The sequence below is a fragment of the Sphingobacterium sp. SYP-B4668 genome, from assembly GCF_027627455.1.
Lineage (GTDB): Bacteria > Bacteroidota > Bacteroidia > Sphingobacteriales > Sphingobacteriaceae > Sphingobacterium.
The window spans coordinates 1,135,697-1,151,459 of sequence record NZ_CP115483.1 but is presented as its reverse complement, the minus strand read 5'-3'; the positions used below and the strand labels follow the sequence as shown (position 1 = coordinate 1,151,459).

The following is a 15,763-nucleotide window of genomic DNA, read 5'->3' as shown; positions in this document are numbered from 1 at the left end:
TGTCCTCTGCTTGAGAAAGCTTCGGGCTATTAGTATTGCTCGGCTATGGTATCTCTACCTTTACACCTACAACCTATCGACGTAGTCATCTACTACGGCCCTCTAAGGAAGTCTCATCTCGTGGCTAGTTTCGCACTTAGATGCTTTCAGCGCTTATCTATCCCCGACGTAGCTACCCTGCCGTACACCTGGCGGCATAACAGGTTCACCAGCGGTCGGTCCAACCCGGTCCTCTCGTACTAAGGTCAGATCCACTCAAACTTCCAACGCCCACAACAGATAGGGACCGAACTGTCTCGCGACGTTCTGAACCCAGCTCGCGTGCCACTTTAATGGGCGAACAGCCCAACCCTTGGGACCTTCTCCAGCCCCAGGATGTGACGAGCCGACATCGAGGTGCCAAACCTCCCCGTCGATATGAGCTCTTGGGGGAGATCAGCCTGTTATCCCCAGCGTACCTTTTATCCTTTGAGCGATGGCCCTTCCATACAGAACCACCGGATCACTATGTCCGTCTTTCGACCCTGTTCGACTTGTCGGTCTCACAGTCAAGCAAGCTTATGCCATTGCACTCCGCGTACGGTTACCAAGCGTACTGAGCTTACCTTTGAAAGCCTCCGTTACCTTTTTGGAGGCGACCACCCCAGTCAAACTACCCACCAAACAATGTCCTCGACATAATCGAGTTAGAAACCGGATACAGAAAGGGCGGTATTTCAAGGTTGATTCCATGGCTCCTGGCGAAGCCACTTCAACATCTCCCGCCTATCCTACACATCCTGTACCCAATTCCAATGTTAAGCTATAGTGAAGGTGCATGGGGTCTTTCCGTCCCGTTGCGGGTAATCGGCGTCTTCACCGATACCACAATTTCACCGAGCTCATGGCTGAGACAGCGCCCAGATCGTTACACCATTCGTGCAGGTCGGAACTTACCCGACAAGGAATTTCGCTACCTTAGGACCGTTATAGTTACGGCCGCCGTTTACTGGGGCTTCGATTCAATGCTTCTCTTGCGATGACATCCCCTCTTAACCTTCCAGCACCGGGCAGGTGTCAGGCCTTATACCTCATCTTGCGATTTCGCAAAGCCATATGTTTTTGTTAAACAGTCGCCTGGGCCTTTTCACTGCGGCTTCTCACTCTCGTGAGGAAGCGCCCCTTCTCCCGAAGTTACAGGGCCATTTTGCCGAGTTCCTTAGCCATGATTCACTCGAGCACCTTAGGATCCTCTCCTCGACTACCTGTGTCGGTTTACGGTACGGGTTTTTATAACCTGGAGCTTAGCGGGTTTTCTTGGAAGTCTGTTTACCTGCTCTATCAGCGCCGCCGGAGCTTTGCTGTACTATTGGGTTTCAGCAGGGTCGGCGGATTTGCCTACCGTCCCTATACCTACGCCTTTCAACGGACTATTCCGTCAGTCCGCGGCAGTGTCACTACTCCGTCACCACATCGCAGTTATAAAAAGTACTGGAATATTGACCAGTTGTCCATCGGTTATCCCCCTTCGGGTGTACCTTAGGCCCCGACTAACCCTGATCCGATTAGCGTTGATCAGGAAACCTTAGTCTTTCGGTGGGCGGGTTTCCCACCCGCCTTATCGTTACTTATGCCTACATTTGCTTTTCCATAAGGTCCACAGCACATTGCCATGCTGCTTCGCCCCCGATGGAATGCTCCCCTACCAGACATACATCGCTGTATGAATCCATGGCTTCGGTAGTAATCTTGATGCCCGTTTATTATCCACGCCCGGCCGCTCGACTAGTGAGCTGTTACGCACTCTTTAAATGAATGGCTGCTTCCAAGCCAACATCCTAGCTGTCTGGGCAACCGGACCTCGTTAGTTCAACTTAGACTACATTTGGGGACCTTAGCCGATGGTCTGGGTTCTTTCCCTCTCGGCCCTGGACCTTAGCACCCAGAGCCTCACTGCAAGACATATCTAACAGCATTCGGAGTTCGTCTGGATTTGGTAGGATTTGACTCCCCCGCACCCAATCGGTAGCTCTACCTCTGCTAGACTCTATTCTCACGCTGTTCCTAAAAACATTTCGGGGAGTACGAGCTATTTCCCAGTTTGATTGGCCTTTCACCCCTACCCTCAGGTCATCCGGAAACTTTTCAACGTTTATCGGTTCGGTCCTCCATTACATGTTACTGCAACTTCAACCTGCCCAAGGGTAGATCACAAGGTTTCGCGTCTACCTCATCTGACTATGCGCCCTATTAAGACTCGCTTTCGCTTCGGCTGCGCGGCTGAACCGCTTAACCTTGCCAGACAAGAGTAACTCGTAGGCTCATTATGCAAAAGGCACGCCGTCACGGAACTTGTCCGCTCCGACCGCTTGTAAGCACACGGTTTCAGGTTCTTTTCACTCCCCTGTTCGGGGTTCTTTTCACCTTTCCCTCACGGTACTGGTTCACTATCGGTCTCTCAGGAGTATTTAGCCTTGGCGGATGGTGCCGCCGGATTCCCACAGGGCGTCTCCGACCCCGCGGTACTCAGGATACCACTATGCTGGCATTCTTTGCCTGTACGGGGCTATCACCCATATCGCCCGGTTTCCCAACCGGTTCCAGTTCATAGCGCCAATGCAATATCGTGGTCCTACAACCCCCAAAATGCCGTAACATGATGGGTTTGGGCTCTTTCCCGTTCGCTCGCCACTACTTGGGAAATCATTGTTATTTTCTTCTCCTACGCCTACTTAGATGTTTCAGTTCAGCGCGTTCGCGTATTGTACGGCATACCTTCAGTATGCCAGGTTTCCCCATTCGGAAATCCACGGATCGAGTCGCATTTGCCGATCCCCGTGGCTTATCGCAGCTTATCACGTCCTTCATCGCCTCTGAGAGCCTAGGCATCCTCCGTGTGCCCTTATTTACTTTCTTCCTCCTCATGGCCCTTTTGCTACCATGGAAGTGCTTGTCGTTACGTTCCCCAAAAGGAAAACGTCCCTACTGTTGTCTTCTCTTGTAATTTTTTTCTTTCAATATGTCAAAGAACTCTTTGCGCACGCAATCCATATAGGACGGCGGCGTTCGTGGAGAATAACGGATTCGAACCGTTGACCCCCTGCGTGCAAGGCAGGTGCTCTAGCCAGCTGAGCTAATCCCCCGTATAACCGATCGTAGTCCCGAGCAGATTTGAACTGCTGACCCCTACATTATCAGTGTAGTGCTCTAACCAACTGAGCTACGGGACTAGCTTATATCTCTCTCGGTACCGACCTCCATATATAGGGACGGACCTTATTCCATTTCTTTTTCCTAGGTCGATCATGTATGTACGTAACGAGTACCTATCAGGTACTCTAGAAAGGAGGTATTCCAGCCGCACCTTCCGGTACGGCTACCTTGTTACGACTTAGCCCCAATTATCGGTTTTGCCCTAACACGCTCCTTGCGGTTACATGCTTTAGGCACCCCCAACTTTCATGGCTTGACGGGCGGTGTGTACAAGGCCCGGGAACGTATTCACCGCGTCATTGCTGATACGCGATTACTAGCGAATCCAACTTCATGAGGTCGAGTTGCAGACCTCAATCCGAACTGTGATCGGCTTTCAGAGATTGGCATCACATTACTGTGTAGCTGCCCGCTGTACCGACCATTGTAGCACGTGTGTAGCCCCGGACGTAAGGGCCATGATGACTTGACGTCGTCCCCACCTTCCTCTCTGCTTGCGCAGGCAGTCTGTTTAGAGTCCCCACCTTGACGTGCTGGCAACTAAACATAGGGGTTGCGCTCGTTGCGGGACTTAACCCAACACCTCACGGCACGAGCTGACGACAGCCATGCAGCACCTAGTTTCCTGTCCCGAAGGACGTATCCGTCTCTGGATACTTCAGTAACTTTCAAGCCCGGGTAAGGTTCCTCGCGTATCATCGAATTAAACCACATGCTCCTCCGCTTGTGCGGGCCCCCGTCAATTCCTTTGAGTTTCACCCTTGCGGGCGTACTCCCCAGGTGGATAACTTAACGCTTTCGCTTGGACGCTGACTGTCTATCGCCAACATCGAGTTATCATCGTTTAGGGCGTGGACTACCAGGGTATCTAATCCTGTTCGATCCCCACGCTTTCGTGCATCAGCGTCAATGATGGCTTGGGATGCTGCCTTCGCAATCGGTGTTCTGAGACATATCTATGCATTTCACCGCTACTTGTCTCATTCCGCATACCTCAACCATATTCAAGTCCTTCAGTATCAAGGGCACTGCGACAGTTGAGCTGCCGTATTTCACCCCTGACTTAAAAGACCGCCTACGCACCCTTTAAACCCAATAAATCCGGATAACGCTTGGATCCTCCGTATTACCGCGGCTGCTGGCACGGAGTTAGCCGATCCTTATTCTTCGGGTACGTTCAGCCACCTACTCGTAGGTGGGTTTATTCCCCGACAAAAGCAGTTTACAACCCATAGGGCAGTCATCCTGCACGCGGCATGGCTGGTTCAGGCTTGCGCCCATTGACCAATATTCCTTACTGCTGCCTCCCGTAGGAGTCTGGTCCGTGTCTCAGTACCAGTGTGGGGGATTCTCCTCTCAGAGCCCCTAGACATCGTCGCCTTGGTGGGCCGTTACCCCGCCAACTAGCTAATGTCACGCGAGCCCATCCCTGTCCTATGAATATTTGATCCCCGGAAGATGCCCTCCAGGGATGTCATGCGGTGTTAATCCGACTTTCGCCGGGCTATCCCCCTGACAAGGGTAGGTTGCTCACGCGTTACGCACCCGTGCGCCACTCTCACGGGGTGCAAGCACCCCGATCGCGTTCGACTTGCATGTATTAGGCCTGCCGCTAGCGTTCATCCTGAGCCAGGATCAAACTCTCCATTGTAAAATGAAGTGTCGACTCTAACTATCTATAACATAAATAGAATTGTCTTTTTTAATTTCCCGACCTGATTGGCTTGGCTTTCGTTTTCCGAACTTTCGCCCGGAAAAATCCCAGCTACTCGTTACGTTACATGATCATTTCCTTAAAGAACTCATCTGCCTCGACTCGCGTTCCGGCATATATCTCACAGGGCTTCGCGCCCCGATCGTTTTCCTGTTTCCAAAACCCTCCGTTTCCGAAGGGACTGCAAAGGTAGGGATATTTTCGACATCCGCAAACTTTATTTTAAAATTGTTCGCCGGAACACATCGCCAATCCCCTCTTTCAAACGGAACGACCTCGCGATCGGACCATACCTCCCTTGCGGAGTGGTGCAAAGGTAGCACTTTTAAACAACCACTTCCAAACTTTCAAACAAAGTTTTTTACCTAAAATAGGTAACATATTGACTCACTGGAAGGTTAATTTACAATTCAAACCATCTGCAATAAATAAGGGAGGAAATTATAAATTATAATAGCAATAAATAATCAATAGAACCAAAAGAAGTACTACACATCCAATCAACACATAATTAGGTTTTTTCTTTCCTAATACTTCATCATTATAGCTAACAAAAGACGAGGGTTGGATAAGAGGTTCATCTCCTATATAGGAATCTTCCATTTCATCCACGATAAGTAATGCCTCATCTACATTACATTTTGAACAGTTTATAACATATTGAACAGCCATATCCTTACCCTTCACGTAAAGTGTAGTCCGTATTGCTTCTCTTTCAATAGATACACCGTTAACAATCAAAGTATCTTTCATCTATATTTAATTATTTCATGAGCTCATTACACTCGGTTTATTTTCAAAGTGATAAAGCTATCAGATTTATTTCATGAACTCTTACGCTCAGGCTGCCTCTTAATTCTAATATGGAATATCTACATTATTTTCATTCATATTTGTGCGACCTCCACTATACAGATATTGCATATGATTTCGAACGGAGAAAACTAAATTATAAAAATTAAACCACTCTCATCAAGAAAAACCATCTCAGCTATATACCATTGCAATCTCTCATTACGCGACCTCACATAATCATAGAAGATACTATTGATAGACCTTTACCCAATCAACTATCATTTGAACAGGAAGATTAGCCGGATTGACCTTTCCGACCCAATTTCCTCCCAACTGCTGATCGATAAGCAAATAGAAAGGCTGATCATAAGGCCACTGTGACGAATCTACGTCTTGTACTCGTGGATAGGTAAACGTATCTTTACCATTCAGTTGGAAAACAATCTTATCTGGATACCAACTAAGGCCATATATATTAAACTCTCCAGCATTGATTTCCGCTGTGCCTGAGTGTGGAGGATTGCTCGTTTGCTTTAGATTAAGGGTATAGTGAGAATGTGTTGTTTGATAAATGATTTTATCATAGTTTAAATGCTCCATAATATCAATCTCTCCATTATGAGGATATTTCCCGTATTTGTCCTGCTCTGCAAGCATCCACATTGCAGGCCATGCACCCTGTGCAGACTCCAATTTCGCTCGAATTTCTATCCGACCATATTGAAAAGCAAACTTACCCTTTGTCCACAGTCCACCTGTAAAAAACGGTCTTGGGTCCACACTCCTATCTGGGTTGTTGATACCTCTAAGATAAAGCAACCCATCACTCAAGTGAAAGCAAGAATCATGATTACTCATATGCAAATTCCAATCTGATTTCCCAGGAGGTATGCGCGACCATTTGGAAGTATCTACTGCAGAACCATCAAACTGATCATCCCAAACCAATTTCCATTGTTTGGTTTCACGACCATATTTCTGAACGTATATATGCTTGCTGGATCCTGATCGCTCAGTAACCTTACATGCGGAAAAAAAAAGAGGTACGATTAATAGTAAGATAACAATTCTGTTCATTTTGGATACGAGGTTTTAGATATTTTTCATGGTATAAGTTTAAGACGGTTAAAAATACTAATATTTCCTCAACAGTTAGGTCATTCATGAGCATTTTGACCTCTACCCAAAAAAAGGAACATTCAATGGGTGGGGCAGGACGAGTGCCTAAATACAGTTTAGCTCTTGTCATAGGAATACGCTAAGGAAAAAATTGAAGTCTGGCGGAGGAATGCAACATCTTCAATCCCCACAGCTCTTTAGGGGATTTGACATCTGAAATGCTTATCGAAAAACAGACTAAAATAGCCGAATTTTCTATTTCTCAAGGAACATCTTTGATTACCTCATAATATAAATATCACAGGATGATGATTATATTAGCTTTTCAAATCCCTTTAATGAGAAAATTCTTACATTTTTATTAAATTGTGACTTGATATTTTTACACAAAAAAAAGAAAACGAACCTTCTTATGACTAACAAAGTAATCCAGGTATTTACAGCAATGACGCTGATGCTGACGCTCTGTAGTTCTGTAATACCTCATTCATCTGATAAAGAAAAACAGAAGAATAGAATAGAAAGCAAGATTGTTTATGATAAGAAAAAACGTAGTATGACCTTAACTTGGCCAGCATTTGGCACTTCGGGAAATTATATTATCAGCAGAGGGGGCAGTCGCTTGGCATCAAATTTTGTATCCTTGGGTTCAACCTCAAAACCGACATTTACAGATAATAGGCCAAATACAGATAAATACGAAAACTACTATAAAATTACTCGTAACGGAACAACCATACTCCTTTCATTAGAGCATCAAATTTTTGGTCAGAATATGTATTTCTACGATCGAAAACATGAACAAGCGGAAACTGCAAAAAACGAGATTAATACACACTTTGGAACGATTGGTCTAGGAGGGTTAAACGGTGAGTGGACCACAAAGCGTCAAGCATATTATTTCAAAGCAAATATTGATGATCAAACTTATGATCCTGGTGGATCGGGTAGTGCCTCAGCTGCAGAGGCGAACTCAATAGAGTTAGGATTCTACTCTCATATTGGGGGGTTGGGCAAAGTGCCTACGGATGTTAGATTAGGTTCTATATTCACGAGGCCTCACCTCTCAGATGGAGCAAACGCGACATGCACATTTTGGCGTTCTATGGAAAATGTAACGGTGATGCGAGATTTTGCTTGGACAGTTTCTCAATCAACTAGTGCCCGAAGAATGTTGATAGAAAGCACTTCAAAATATATTTCGGATATTGGAAACAATAACTTTTGGGGTAGCGGTGGTTTTATTGCCGATACGCGCTATACCTCATCTCGGCCACACTGGGGAGGACAACAGCAATGGTATACTCGAAATACAGTTTTCCCGATAGGCTCAGGGGAGATGGGTGGTTCGTATAATATGGTTTGGCAAGGTTGCATCAATCCTCCAACAGCGGATGACACTAACTCGTCAATTCCTACTACACCCATTATAAGAGAAAAACCTTTCCTTTTTATAGACAACGATGGTGAATATAAGGTATTTGTTCCGGCATGGCAGAAAGATAGAATAGGCGCTTCTTGGTCGTCAACAAATATAGGTGAAGGCAAAATTCAGGATTTGCTTACCGAATGGTATGTCGCCAAAGAAGGTGATACGGATTTAGAAATCAATGCAGCGTTAAAATCAGGTAAAAATATATTTTTCACTCCTGGTCATTACGCATTGAATGCTCCTATCCAAGTGAATAGAAAAGATGCAATACTTTTAGGAACCGGCATAGCATCAGTTACTCTTGAACCCACCGAGAACAACATTTGGGGATGTGTCTATGCTGATGACAAGGATGGAATTATCATTGCTGGACTTCTTATGGATTCATTCAACAGTACAACTTATCAAATTAGAATTGGTGATGAAGTGTCAAATGTAGACCATTCTGCCAATCCGACCCTACTCACAGATATTACGTGTAGAGTCGGTGGGGTCCAATCAAAAAATGTACAAGTGCATACTTCGATGCAAATAAACAGTAACCATGTAGTAGGCGATCACTTTTGGCTATGGCGTGCAGATCATGGCTCTCAACGCGGTGGTGATGCACGTTGGATAAGAGATCGATGTAAAAATGGACTTATTGTAACTGGCAATAACGTCACACTCTACGCCCTATTTGCAGAACATTATCAAGAATATGAAGTTTTATGGCTCGGAGAACGGGGCAGAACTTATTTCTTCCAAAATGAACCACCATATGATGCTCCAAATCAAGAAAGTTGGAGCAGTCAAGCTGGCAAAGTAGATGGTTATGCAGCATTTAAGGTCGCTAATACCGTAAAGGAACATCATAGCATAGGTATGGGTTCGTATGCAGTTTTCACAGGTACTGATGGCAATGTGAATAAGAAAAATGGATTTGAGGCACCAAACAATCCAAATGTGAAACTCGAAAAAATGTGTATCACTCGTTTTGCTGGCACAGGTAATATCCAAAATGTAATCAATGGTAGTGGTGGCAGCACAGCAACGGGTGTAAAACGTGTTGCATTATACAACAATAATAACGGTACACAACCTGATGATGAAGAATTTGAATTACCTAGTCGTGAATCGTATCCTAAGTATATCTTTATGGACAAGTAGATGTAAAAAACGCACATCCATTATTTCATACATGAGCTGATATTCCCATACATCTAACTTCGGTTTGTCCTAACCATACATAAAAAAAGCTCGACTTTTGTCGAGCTTTTTTGTCGGGGTGGCAGGATTCGAACCTACGACCTCCACATCCCAAATGTGGCGCGATACCGGGCTACGCTACACCCCGAAAAGGTATCACCTTTGTTTTTGTGTGGCACAAATATACGGTGAAAAAATAGTCTTATCAAAGAGAATCCACAACATAAAACATAAGTGACTGAATAATTGCACAATAATTTTTAATTCACTTAAAAAATTGCCCTTCTTTCTAATTTATTAACGCTATTAGGATATCCCACCCACCATTTTTCCTTGAAAATAATAAGGCCAAGGAAAAATGGTGGAGCTGTTTATCATCCATTTCAACTTGTACATAGCAACGTGCCGATACACTTAGAAGGTCCTCCTATTTATAACATAGAACAAAAAGAGTCTCTCGATTGTTACCTACCATAATCAAACATAAAAATCACCATGAGATACTTTTTCATGCTAGCCATAGCGATTCTTTTGACTGCCATTGCATGTAATCAAACTGCTGACCGACAAGATAAAAAAGCCACTTTGGATGATTCAGCTAGCACCCAAATTCTTAACAATAGTTCATATGCCAACTATCAAAGCTTCATCACATCGTTGGATACAAATGACATACAATCGATTGGTAAGGCAACTCAGAAATTTAAGACCTTATTTACAGAGGGTGACAGTACGGTAAACGACTCCGCTTTCTTATTATTTGACAAATTATGGAAAAAGGTGGAGCTGAACGCTTATCGTGCCCTCCCTGCGAATGTAGACTTGACACCACTTGTAGATATCGAAACTGGTCCAGCCTCTGTCTCCATTCCCGAAAAACTCAAACCTATTTACAAAACAATCCATACAAACGGTTATCGTATTTCCTCCTCTGAGGGAATGTTTACGGTTATTCAAAATGGGGATTTTTTAAGTGAGCACTTTTACCCCTATTTATCAAAGACCATGCAAATTATGTTAGGGCAACTCAATCAAGAAAACAAGTTAGGCTTTGCTGATGATGGTGCCATTATCATAAATGCGGAGGAATTTACAAATCGATTAATCTGGTGGGAAAAATTTATCCATGATTTCCCAACGTTCCCTGCTCTCGCTATGGCAACGTCCAAATACAAAGAATATCTAACCTTCTACATCTTGGGAATGAACAATACACCTGCCCGTCAAAGCGACAAAGGTGGATTAGCAGACTATTTTCAAAACGCTTATACTCAAATGCAAGCGAAATATCCCAATTCTAAAAGCAACCAATGGGTCAGTCCTTATTTTGAGGCATTCAAGAAGAAAAATTATACAACCGTAAATCAAATCATAAAAGACTACCGCGAACAAGGGATTATCATGTAGTCGCTATTTTACCTTCCTCTTTAGGCACCCAGTGGAGTAGTTAAGCGCGTTATATGCGGCGTTTTATCCGTTGATGAGATGTCGAGCACCTAATAATTTACAGCGTAAAATACTTTCTACATCTCGGTTCTGTCGTTTAGAATAACGAAAAATCAGATGTAATCCAAGGGGTTTCGCTGTCCCCTTCCTAATCGTTGCGATTTAAATTCAGTAGGCGTCTGTCCAGTTATTTTCTTAAATTGTGTAGATAAATGCTGTACACTGCTATAGTCCAATTTATAGGCTATTTCTTTAAGAGATAATTCGTCATAGAAAAGGAACTCCTTGACTCGTTCTATTTTCTGCCGTATGATGTATTGCTCCAGTGTAATCCCTTCGACTGATGAAAAAAGAGAACTAATCGCTGAATAATCCAAATTCAATTCCTTTGCCAAGAGTGTAGACCAGTTTATTTTCAAATCCAACTCCTCTTCATGGTGTATACGTTGGATTACCACATTCTTAATTCTCTCAATTATCTTAGCCCTATCCGAATCCAGTAATTCAAAGCCAAATGAACTTAACGTTGTTGCGATGGTTTTCTTTTCAGCTTCTGTAATAGGCTGTTTTAGCTTTACATAGCCTAGACCAATTTCAGAAGTTTCAAATCCTAGATTTGCTAGTTGCTGTTTGACAACCATTATACAGCGGTCGCAAACCATATTTTTCACATTCAGTTCGTTCATTTGAGTACAAATTTCTCTACCTAATATATAATCGCATTTACTATTAATTTGATTAAAGAATCAAATCTCTTTCAAAGAAACGCATTAATCCTTATATCCATGAAATTTATCATGAGGATTCAGCAAATAAAACAGACAATATTATTCTCATTAATAGAAATCTGTTTCCTTTTGAGATTAGTTTTAATTCTCACAAAACTTTATATTCGTATCACAAAATCCGATTATTGACATAAGCAGTATATTCATGACCAAATTCATTTTCGCAATGGGCCTACTAATGGGCTTCCTCTATTCTGCAAACGCACAAGAATCACCATTTACTAAACTATCTATAAATGATTTCAAATATGATATCCTTTCCTTGGACTCATTTGCAAATGCCGTTGTCCTTGATGAAATTGGTAAAAGTAGATTTTTTGTAGATGAACATGAGGGTCGTCTCTACATCGAACATGAATATAATGTACGTATTTTGATCCGAAACAAAGAAGGTTTCAAAAAAGCCAATTTTACTATCCCGACTTATAAAGACGATTCAAAAAAAGAATATCTCAGCAATATTGTAGCCAATACCTATAACCTTCAGGATGGCCGTATAGTAAGCACCCCCCTGGGCAAAAACAGTATATTTAAAGAAAACCACTCTAAATATACCAACCTAACTAAATTTACGCTTCCAAATATTCAAGAGGGATCCATTATTGAAGTCAGTTATATCCTAAAATCACCGCATATCTTCAACTTCAGAAATTGGGATTTCCAAGATGACATACCAAAGGTCAATAGTACTTACATAGCGTATATTCCTGCCAATTACAGTTACAACGTCGCCCTTAGAGGTCCATTAAAACTCACCAATCAAAAATCGGATGTGCTAAGAGAATGCATTGTAATGGGAGGAAGAAGATTTGACTGTTCCAAAATGACATATACGATAGCGAATATCCCAGCATTTGTCGAAGAAGACTTCATGACAGCTCCATCCAATTTTCTATCAGCAATCCACTTTGAACTCTCTGAGGTATATATGCTTAATGGTTCAAAACAAAGCTATACAAAAAAATGGTCTGATGTAGATAGAGAATTACTATCCGACAAAAAATTTGGGGGACAATTAAAGAAGGATGAACTCTTCAAAGACGACCTGCCTACCATCGCTCCCGAATCGCTCTCCAAGCTCGAACGTGCCCAGCTGATATATAAATACATAAAAAGTAAAATTAAGTGGAACAAATACTTTGGAAAGTATAGTGAAGAAGGAATAAAGAATGCTATGGAAAATCGAAGTGGTAACATTGGAGACATCAACCTAGGCCTTATCGCTGCATTAAATGCAGCTCAGATAGACACCTATCCGGTTATTTTATCGACTCGAGAAAATGGTCTTCCGAATAAATTGTTCCCAGTACTGTCTGATTTCAATTATGTCATTGCCAAAACGACCATTGACGGGGTAGATTATCTATTAGATGCCTCAGAAGATTTACTTCCCTTTGGAGCCCTCCCCCTTCGTTGTATGAATGAAGAAGGAAGGGTTATTCATTCTAAAAAATCATCAGATTGGACGCCAATAAAGTCTACTTTACGAATTATTAAATCCGCTTCTATAGAAGGTGAGTTAACGACCCAAGGGCTACTAAAGGGTATCCTCTACATTACTAGTTCGGAGATGGAAGCATTTAACAAACGAATTGAATTTGCAAAATACAATTCGATAGTTGAATACGTCGAAAAAATGGAAGAAAAAATACCCAATCTAAAAATACTTAACCATAAAGTCAGTGGGATAGAAGAATTAGAAAACCCGTTACTCGAGGTGTACGAAATAGAATACAAATTATACGACGTCCCCATCAGTAGATCCTATGCCTTCAATCCCAATTTTATGTTCAAAATAACAAAGAATCCTTTCAACTTGACTGACCGAACATACCCTGTCGACCTAGGCTTTGCAAGAATTGACAATTATACCTGTAACATCAAGTTACCAGAAGGATATAATTTAAAAGAACGGCCGAAAAACATGGCCTTAACATTACCCAACAGTGCCGCCAAATTTCAGTTCAATGGTCAGGTAAAAGACACGCAATTCCATCTTGAGCAGCAAGTAAATCTATCGAAACCAGTCTATGATGTCGAAGAATATTTTCATCTTAAGGAACTCATGTCCCGCATTATACAACAACAAAAAATTGATTACCATTTTAGTAAGAACTAATGAGAGCAGCTATTCTAATTACCTATCTAACGTTACTGTCCCTTCAACTATTCGCGCAAGAGTATGCCGTTGATCTCATCCCCAGCCCTTTAAAAAGTCGAGCATCGGCAACAATACGCTATGCTGAAATGAATGTTGAAATGAAAGCGGACAACAATGTGGTCATTCGTGCCACTAAAGCAATAACCGTATACAACAAAGCCGGAAATGAATATGCCAGAACCGTACTTTTTTACGATAAGAGCACAGACATCAAATCAATCAAGGGTAAAGTTTACAATGCATTGGGCATACCTGTTTCTGAATTTACACAAAAGAATTTCACAGATGAGAGTGCAGGGGATAACGTCAGCATGTTTAACGATGGTCGGGTAAAACACTACCTACCCAACATGCAAGATTACCCTTTCACTGTCGTCATCTCATATGAATACCGCAACAAACAAAATCTTTCTATCCCCGCATGGAATCCGAATGGCAACGACGAGATATCCATAGAGAGGAGCATATTCAAATTCTCTTATCCGGTGCAAGAAAAAATAAGAATCAAATCACAGCACTACAATGGAAAAGTCAAGGAAGAAGAATCCAATGGTATGCAGACGCTCACTTGGGAAGTAAATGATATTGTAGCCAATAAACGTGAGATTTATAGTAAACCCAAGTACCTTACCTCTACCCTTATCAGAATCGTACCCGAGAGATTCAGTTATTATAATAAAAAGGGAGTATTTTCTAACTGGGAAGAATTTGGACACTGGGTATCTAAGGACCTCCTTGCCGATAAACAACAGCTCAATGAAAAAACCATTCAACATGTGCGAGACTTAACGAGTGCAGCAAAAACGGATAAAGAAAAAGCTAAGATTCTTTATGAATACATGCAGAATAAAACACGATATGTGAGTGTGCAGGTAGGTATTGGAGGGTTACAGCCTTCTTCAGCATTAGCGGTTGATCAAACTGGATATGGAGACTGTAAAGCATTAGTAAATTATATGCAAAGCTTGCTTTCCGTCGTGAATATCCCCTCCTATTACACCATTGTGGAGGCTGGTGATACCAAGATGGACATCGACCTTGATTTTGCCAACGTATCAGATGGCAATCACATTATCCTGGCTATACCATTTGCCAATGACACCACTTGGCTAGAGTGCACGAATCAGAAGATTCCCTTTGGATACTTGGGCTCTTTTACTGATGATCGTGCCGTATTGGCAATCACGCCTGAAGGAGGGCGTATTATGCGAACACCGAAATACGAAGGTCACGACAATATGCAGAAACGGAAAGCTGTGTTACACGTAGAAGGCGACGGATCTATTTCAGGTACAGTATCGACGTCTTTTCGTGGAAGCCAATACTTTAATCACTTTGGTGCGACTTTGTTAAGTGGCAACGAGCAATTAAAAGAGTTGAGCCAATACTATGATATTGACAATATATCCTTTCAGCAGGTCAAATATCAAGAATTACGATCAGACACCGCAGCTCTTCAAGAAGATCTCAGCATTTTTATCAAAAACTATGCAGTGCTAAATGCTAATCAAATGATTATTCATCCCAATCTATTTAATATCAAAGGTAATATTCCCGACCTCAGGAGTCGGGTAAACGAGTTGTACATCAACAGGAGCTATACCGATATCGATGAAATTACGTACAATTTACCTGAGGAATATGCGGGTTTGGTTAAACCAGAAATCAAAAAAATAGCGTGCGACATGGGGGTCTACGAACTAAAGGCATATGTAAAGGAAGGCACGTTATTCTTCCATAGGAAACTTGAGATTAAAGAAGGTATTTATCCCCCTGAAAAATATGCTGAGTTCAGTAACTTCATCCGAGAAGTCAACCAATCGGACAAAGGTAGATTTGCACTGGTTAAGAAAACATCACTGACTAATGGGGAATAACTTCTAATCCCATGAAAAAAGGCCGTCTAAAGACGGCCTTTTTAGTATAAC

At 42.5% G+C, this 15,763-nt stretch carries 7 protein-coding genes, 3 tRNA genes and 2 rRNA genes; 4 read left to right on the top strand and 8 right to left on the bottom strand.

What is annotated here, in order from left to right; all coding sequences use genetic code 11:
• Positions 1–10: 10 nt before the first annotated feature.
• From OQ289_RS04935 to OQ289_RS04910, 6 genes are all read right to left on the bottom strand, one after another.
• Positions 11–2,895, bottom strand: a 23S ribosomal RNA gene (locus OQ289_RS04935).
• Positions 2,896–3,048: 153 nt separating this feature from the next.
• Positions 3,049–3,122 (bottom strand) — tRNA-Ala (locus OQ289_RS04930).
• Positions 3,123–3,135: 13 nt separating this feature from the next.
• Positions 3,136–3,209, bottom strand: a tRNA-Ile gene (locus tag OQ289_RS04925).
• Between the two features lie 112 nt (positions 3,210–3,321).
• Positions 3,322–4,843: ribosomal RNA gene (locus tag OQ289_RS04920) — 16S ribosomal RNA — on the bottom strand.
• Together the 16S and 23S rRNA genes with 2 tRNA genes alongside form the textbook arrangement of a ribosomal RNA operon.
• Before the next feature lie 504 nt (positions 4,844–5,347).
• Positions 5,348–5,659: a hypothetical protein gene (locus OQ289_RS04915; RefSeq protein WP_270089659.1), complete on the bottom strand. Its 312-nt coding sequence runs from the start codon at positions 5,657–5,659 to the stop codon at positions 5,348–5,350.
• A gap of 291 nt (positions 5,660–5,950) precedes the next feature.
• Positions 5,951–6,778 carry a glycoside hydrolase family 16 protein gene (locus OQ289_RS04910; protein WP_270089658.1) on the bottom strand — a complete coding sequence of 276 codons (828 nt, stop codon included), beginning with the start codon at positions 6,776–6,778 and terminating at the stop codon, positions 5,951–5,953.
• A 454-nt stretch (positions 6,779–7,232) separates the two neighbouring features.
• Here OQ289_RS04910 and OQ289_RS04905 point away from each other — a divergent pair, with 454 nt between their 5' ends.
• Positions 7,233–9,401 (top strand): hypothetical protein, encoded by a 2,169-nt coding sequence (locus tag OQ289_RS04905; RefSeq protein WP_270089657.1) that lies wholly within the window; start codon positions 7,233–7,235, stop codon positions 9,399–9,401.
• Between the two features lie 113 nt (positions 9,402–9,514).
• On the opposite strand, the gene OQ289_RS04900 is transcribed toward OQ289_RS04905, so the two are convergent.
• A tRNA-Pro gene (locus OQ289_RS04900) sits at positions 9,515–9,588 on the bottom strand.
• Positions 9,589–9,935: 347 nt separating this feature from the next.
• On the opposite strand from OQ289_RS04900, the gene OQ289_RS04895 reads away from it, so the two are divergent.
• Positions 9,936–10,847 carry a hypothetical protein gene (locus tag OQ289_RS04895; RefSeq protein WP_270089656.1) on the top strand — a complete coding sequence of 304 codons (912 nt, stop codon included), beginning with the start codon at positions 9,936–9,938 and terminating at the stop codon, positions 10,845–10,847.
• 152 nt (positions 10,848–10,999) lie between these two features.
• On the opposite strand, the gene OQ289_RS04890 is transcribed toward OQ289_RS04895, so the two are convergent.
• The gene (locus OQ289_RS04890; RefSeq protein WP_270089655.1) at positions 11,000–11,572 is read right to left on the bottom strand and encodes a helix-turn-helix domain-containing protein; all 573 of its coding nucleotides are present in this window, start codon (positions 11,570–11,572) and stop codon (positions 11,000–11,002) included.
• Between the two features lie 247 nt (positions 11,573–11,819).
• Between OQ289_RS04890 and OQ289_RS04885 the strand changes: the two genes are divergently transcribed.
• Together OQ289_RS04885 and OQ289_RS04880 are read left to right on the top strand one after the other, a co-directional pair.
• Positions 11,820–13,793, top strand: a complete 1,974-nt coding sequence (locus tag OQ289_RS04885; RefSeq protein ID WP_270089654.1) for a DUF3858 domain-containing protein — start codon at positions 11,820–11,822, stop codon at positions 13,791–13,793.
• Positions 13,793–15,712: a DUF3857 domain-containing protein gene (locus OQ289_RS04880; protein WP_270089653.1), complete on the top strand. Its 1,920-nt coding sequence runs from the start codon at positions 13,793–13,795 to the stop codon at positions 15,710–15,712. The genes OQ289_RS04885 and OQ289_RS04880 overlap by 1 nt, the downstream gene beginning before the upstream one ends.
• Positions 15,713–15,763 lie beyond the last annotated feature (51 nt).

Bases quoted from the DNA above. Each gene is read 5' to 3' on its own strand.
- OQ289_RS04915 (WP_270089659.1), bottom strand. From the start codon at position 5,659: ATGAAAGATACTTTGATTGTTAACGGTGTATCTATTGAAAGAGAAGCA.
- OQ289_RS04910 (WP_270089658.1), bottom strand. From the start codon at position 6,778: ATGAACAGAATTGTTATCTTACTATTAATCGTACCTCTTTTTTTTTCC.
- OQ289_RS04905 (WP_270089657.1), top strand. From the start codon at position 7,233: ATGACTAACAAAGTAATCCAGGTATTTACAGCAATGACGCTGATGCTG.
- OQ289_RS04895 (WP_270089656.1), top strand. From the start codon at position 9,936: ATGAGATACTTTTTCATGCTAGCCATAGCGATTCTTTTGACTGCCATT.
- OQ289_RS04890 (WP_270089655.1), bottom strand. From the start codon at position 11,572: ATGAACGAACTGAATGTGAAAAATATGGTTTGCGACCGCTGTATAATG.
- OQ289_RS04885 (WP_270089654.1), top strand. From the start codon at position 11,820: ATGACCAAATTCATTTTCGCAATGGGCCTACTAATGGGCTTCCTCTAT.
- OQ289_RS04880 (WP_270089653.1), top strand. From the start codon at position 13,793: ATGAGAGCAGCTATTCTAATTACCTATCTAACGTTACTGTCCCTTCAA.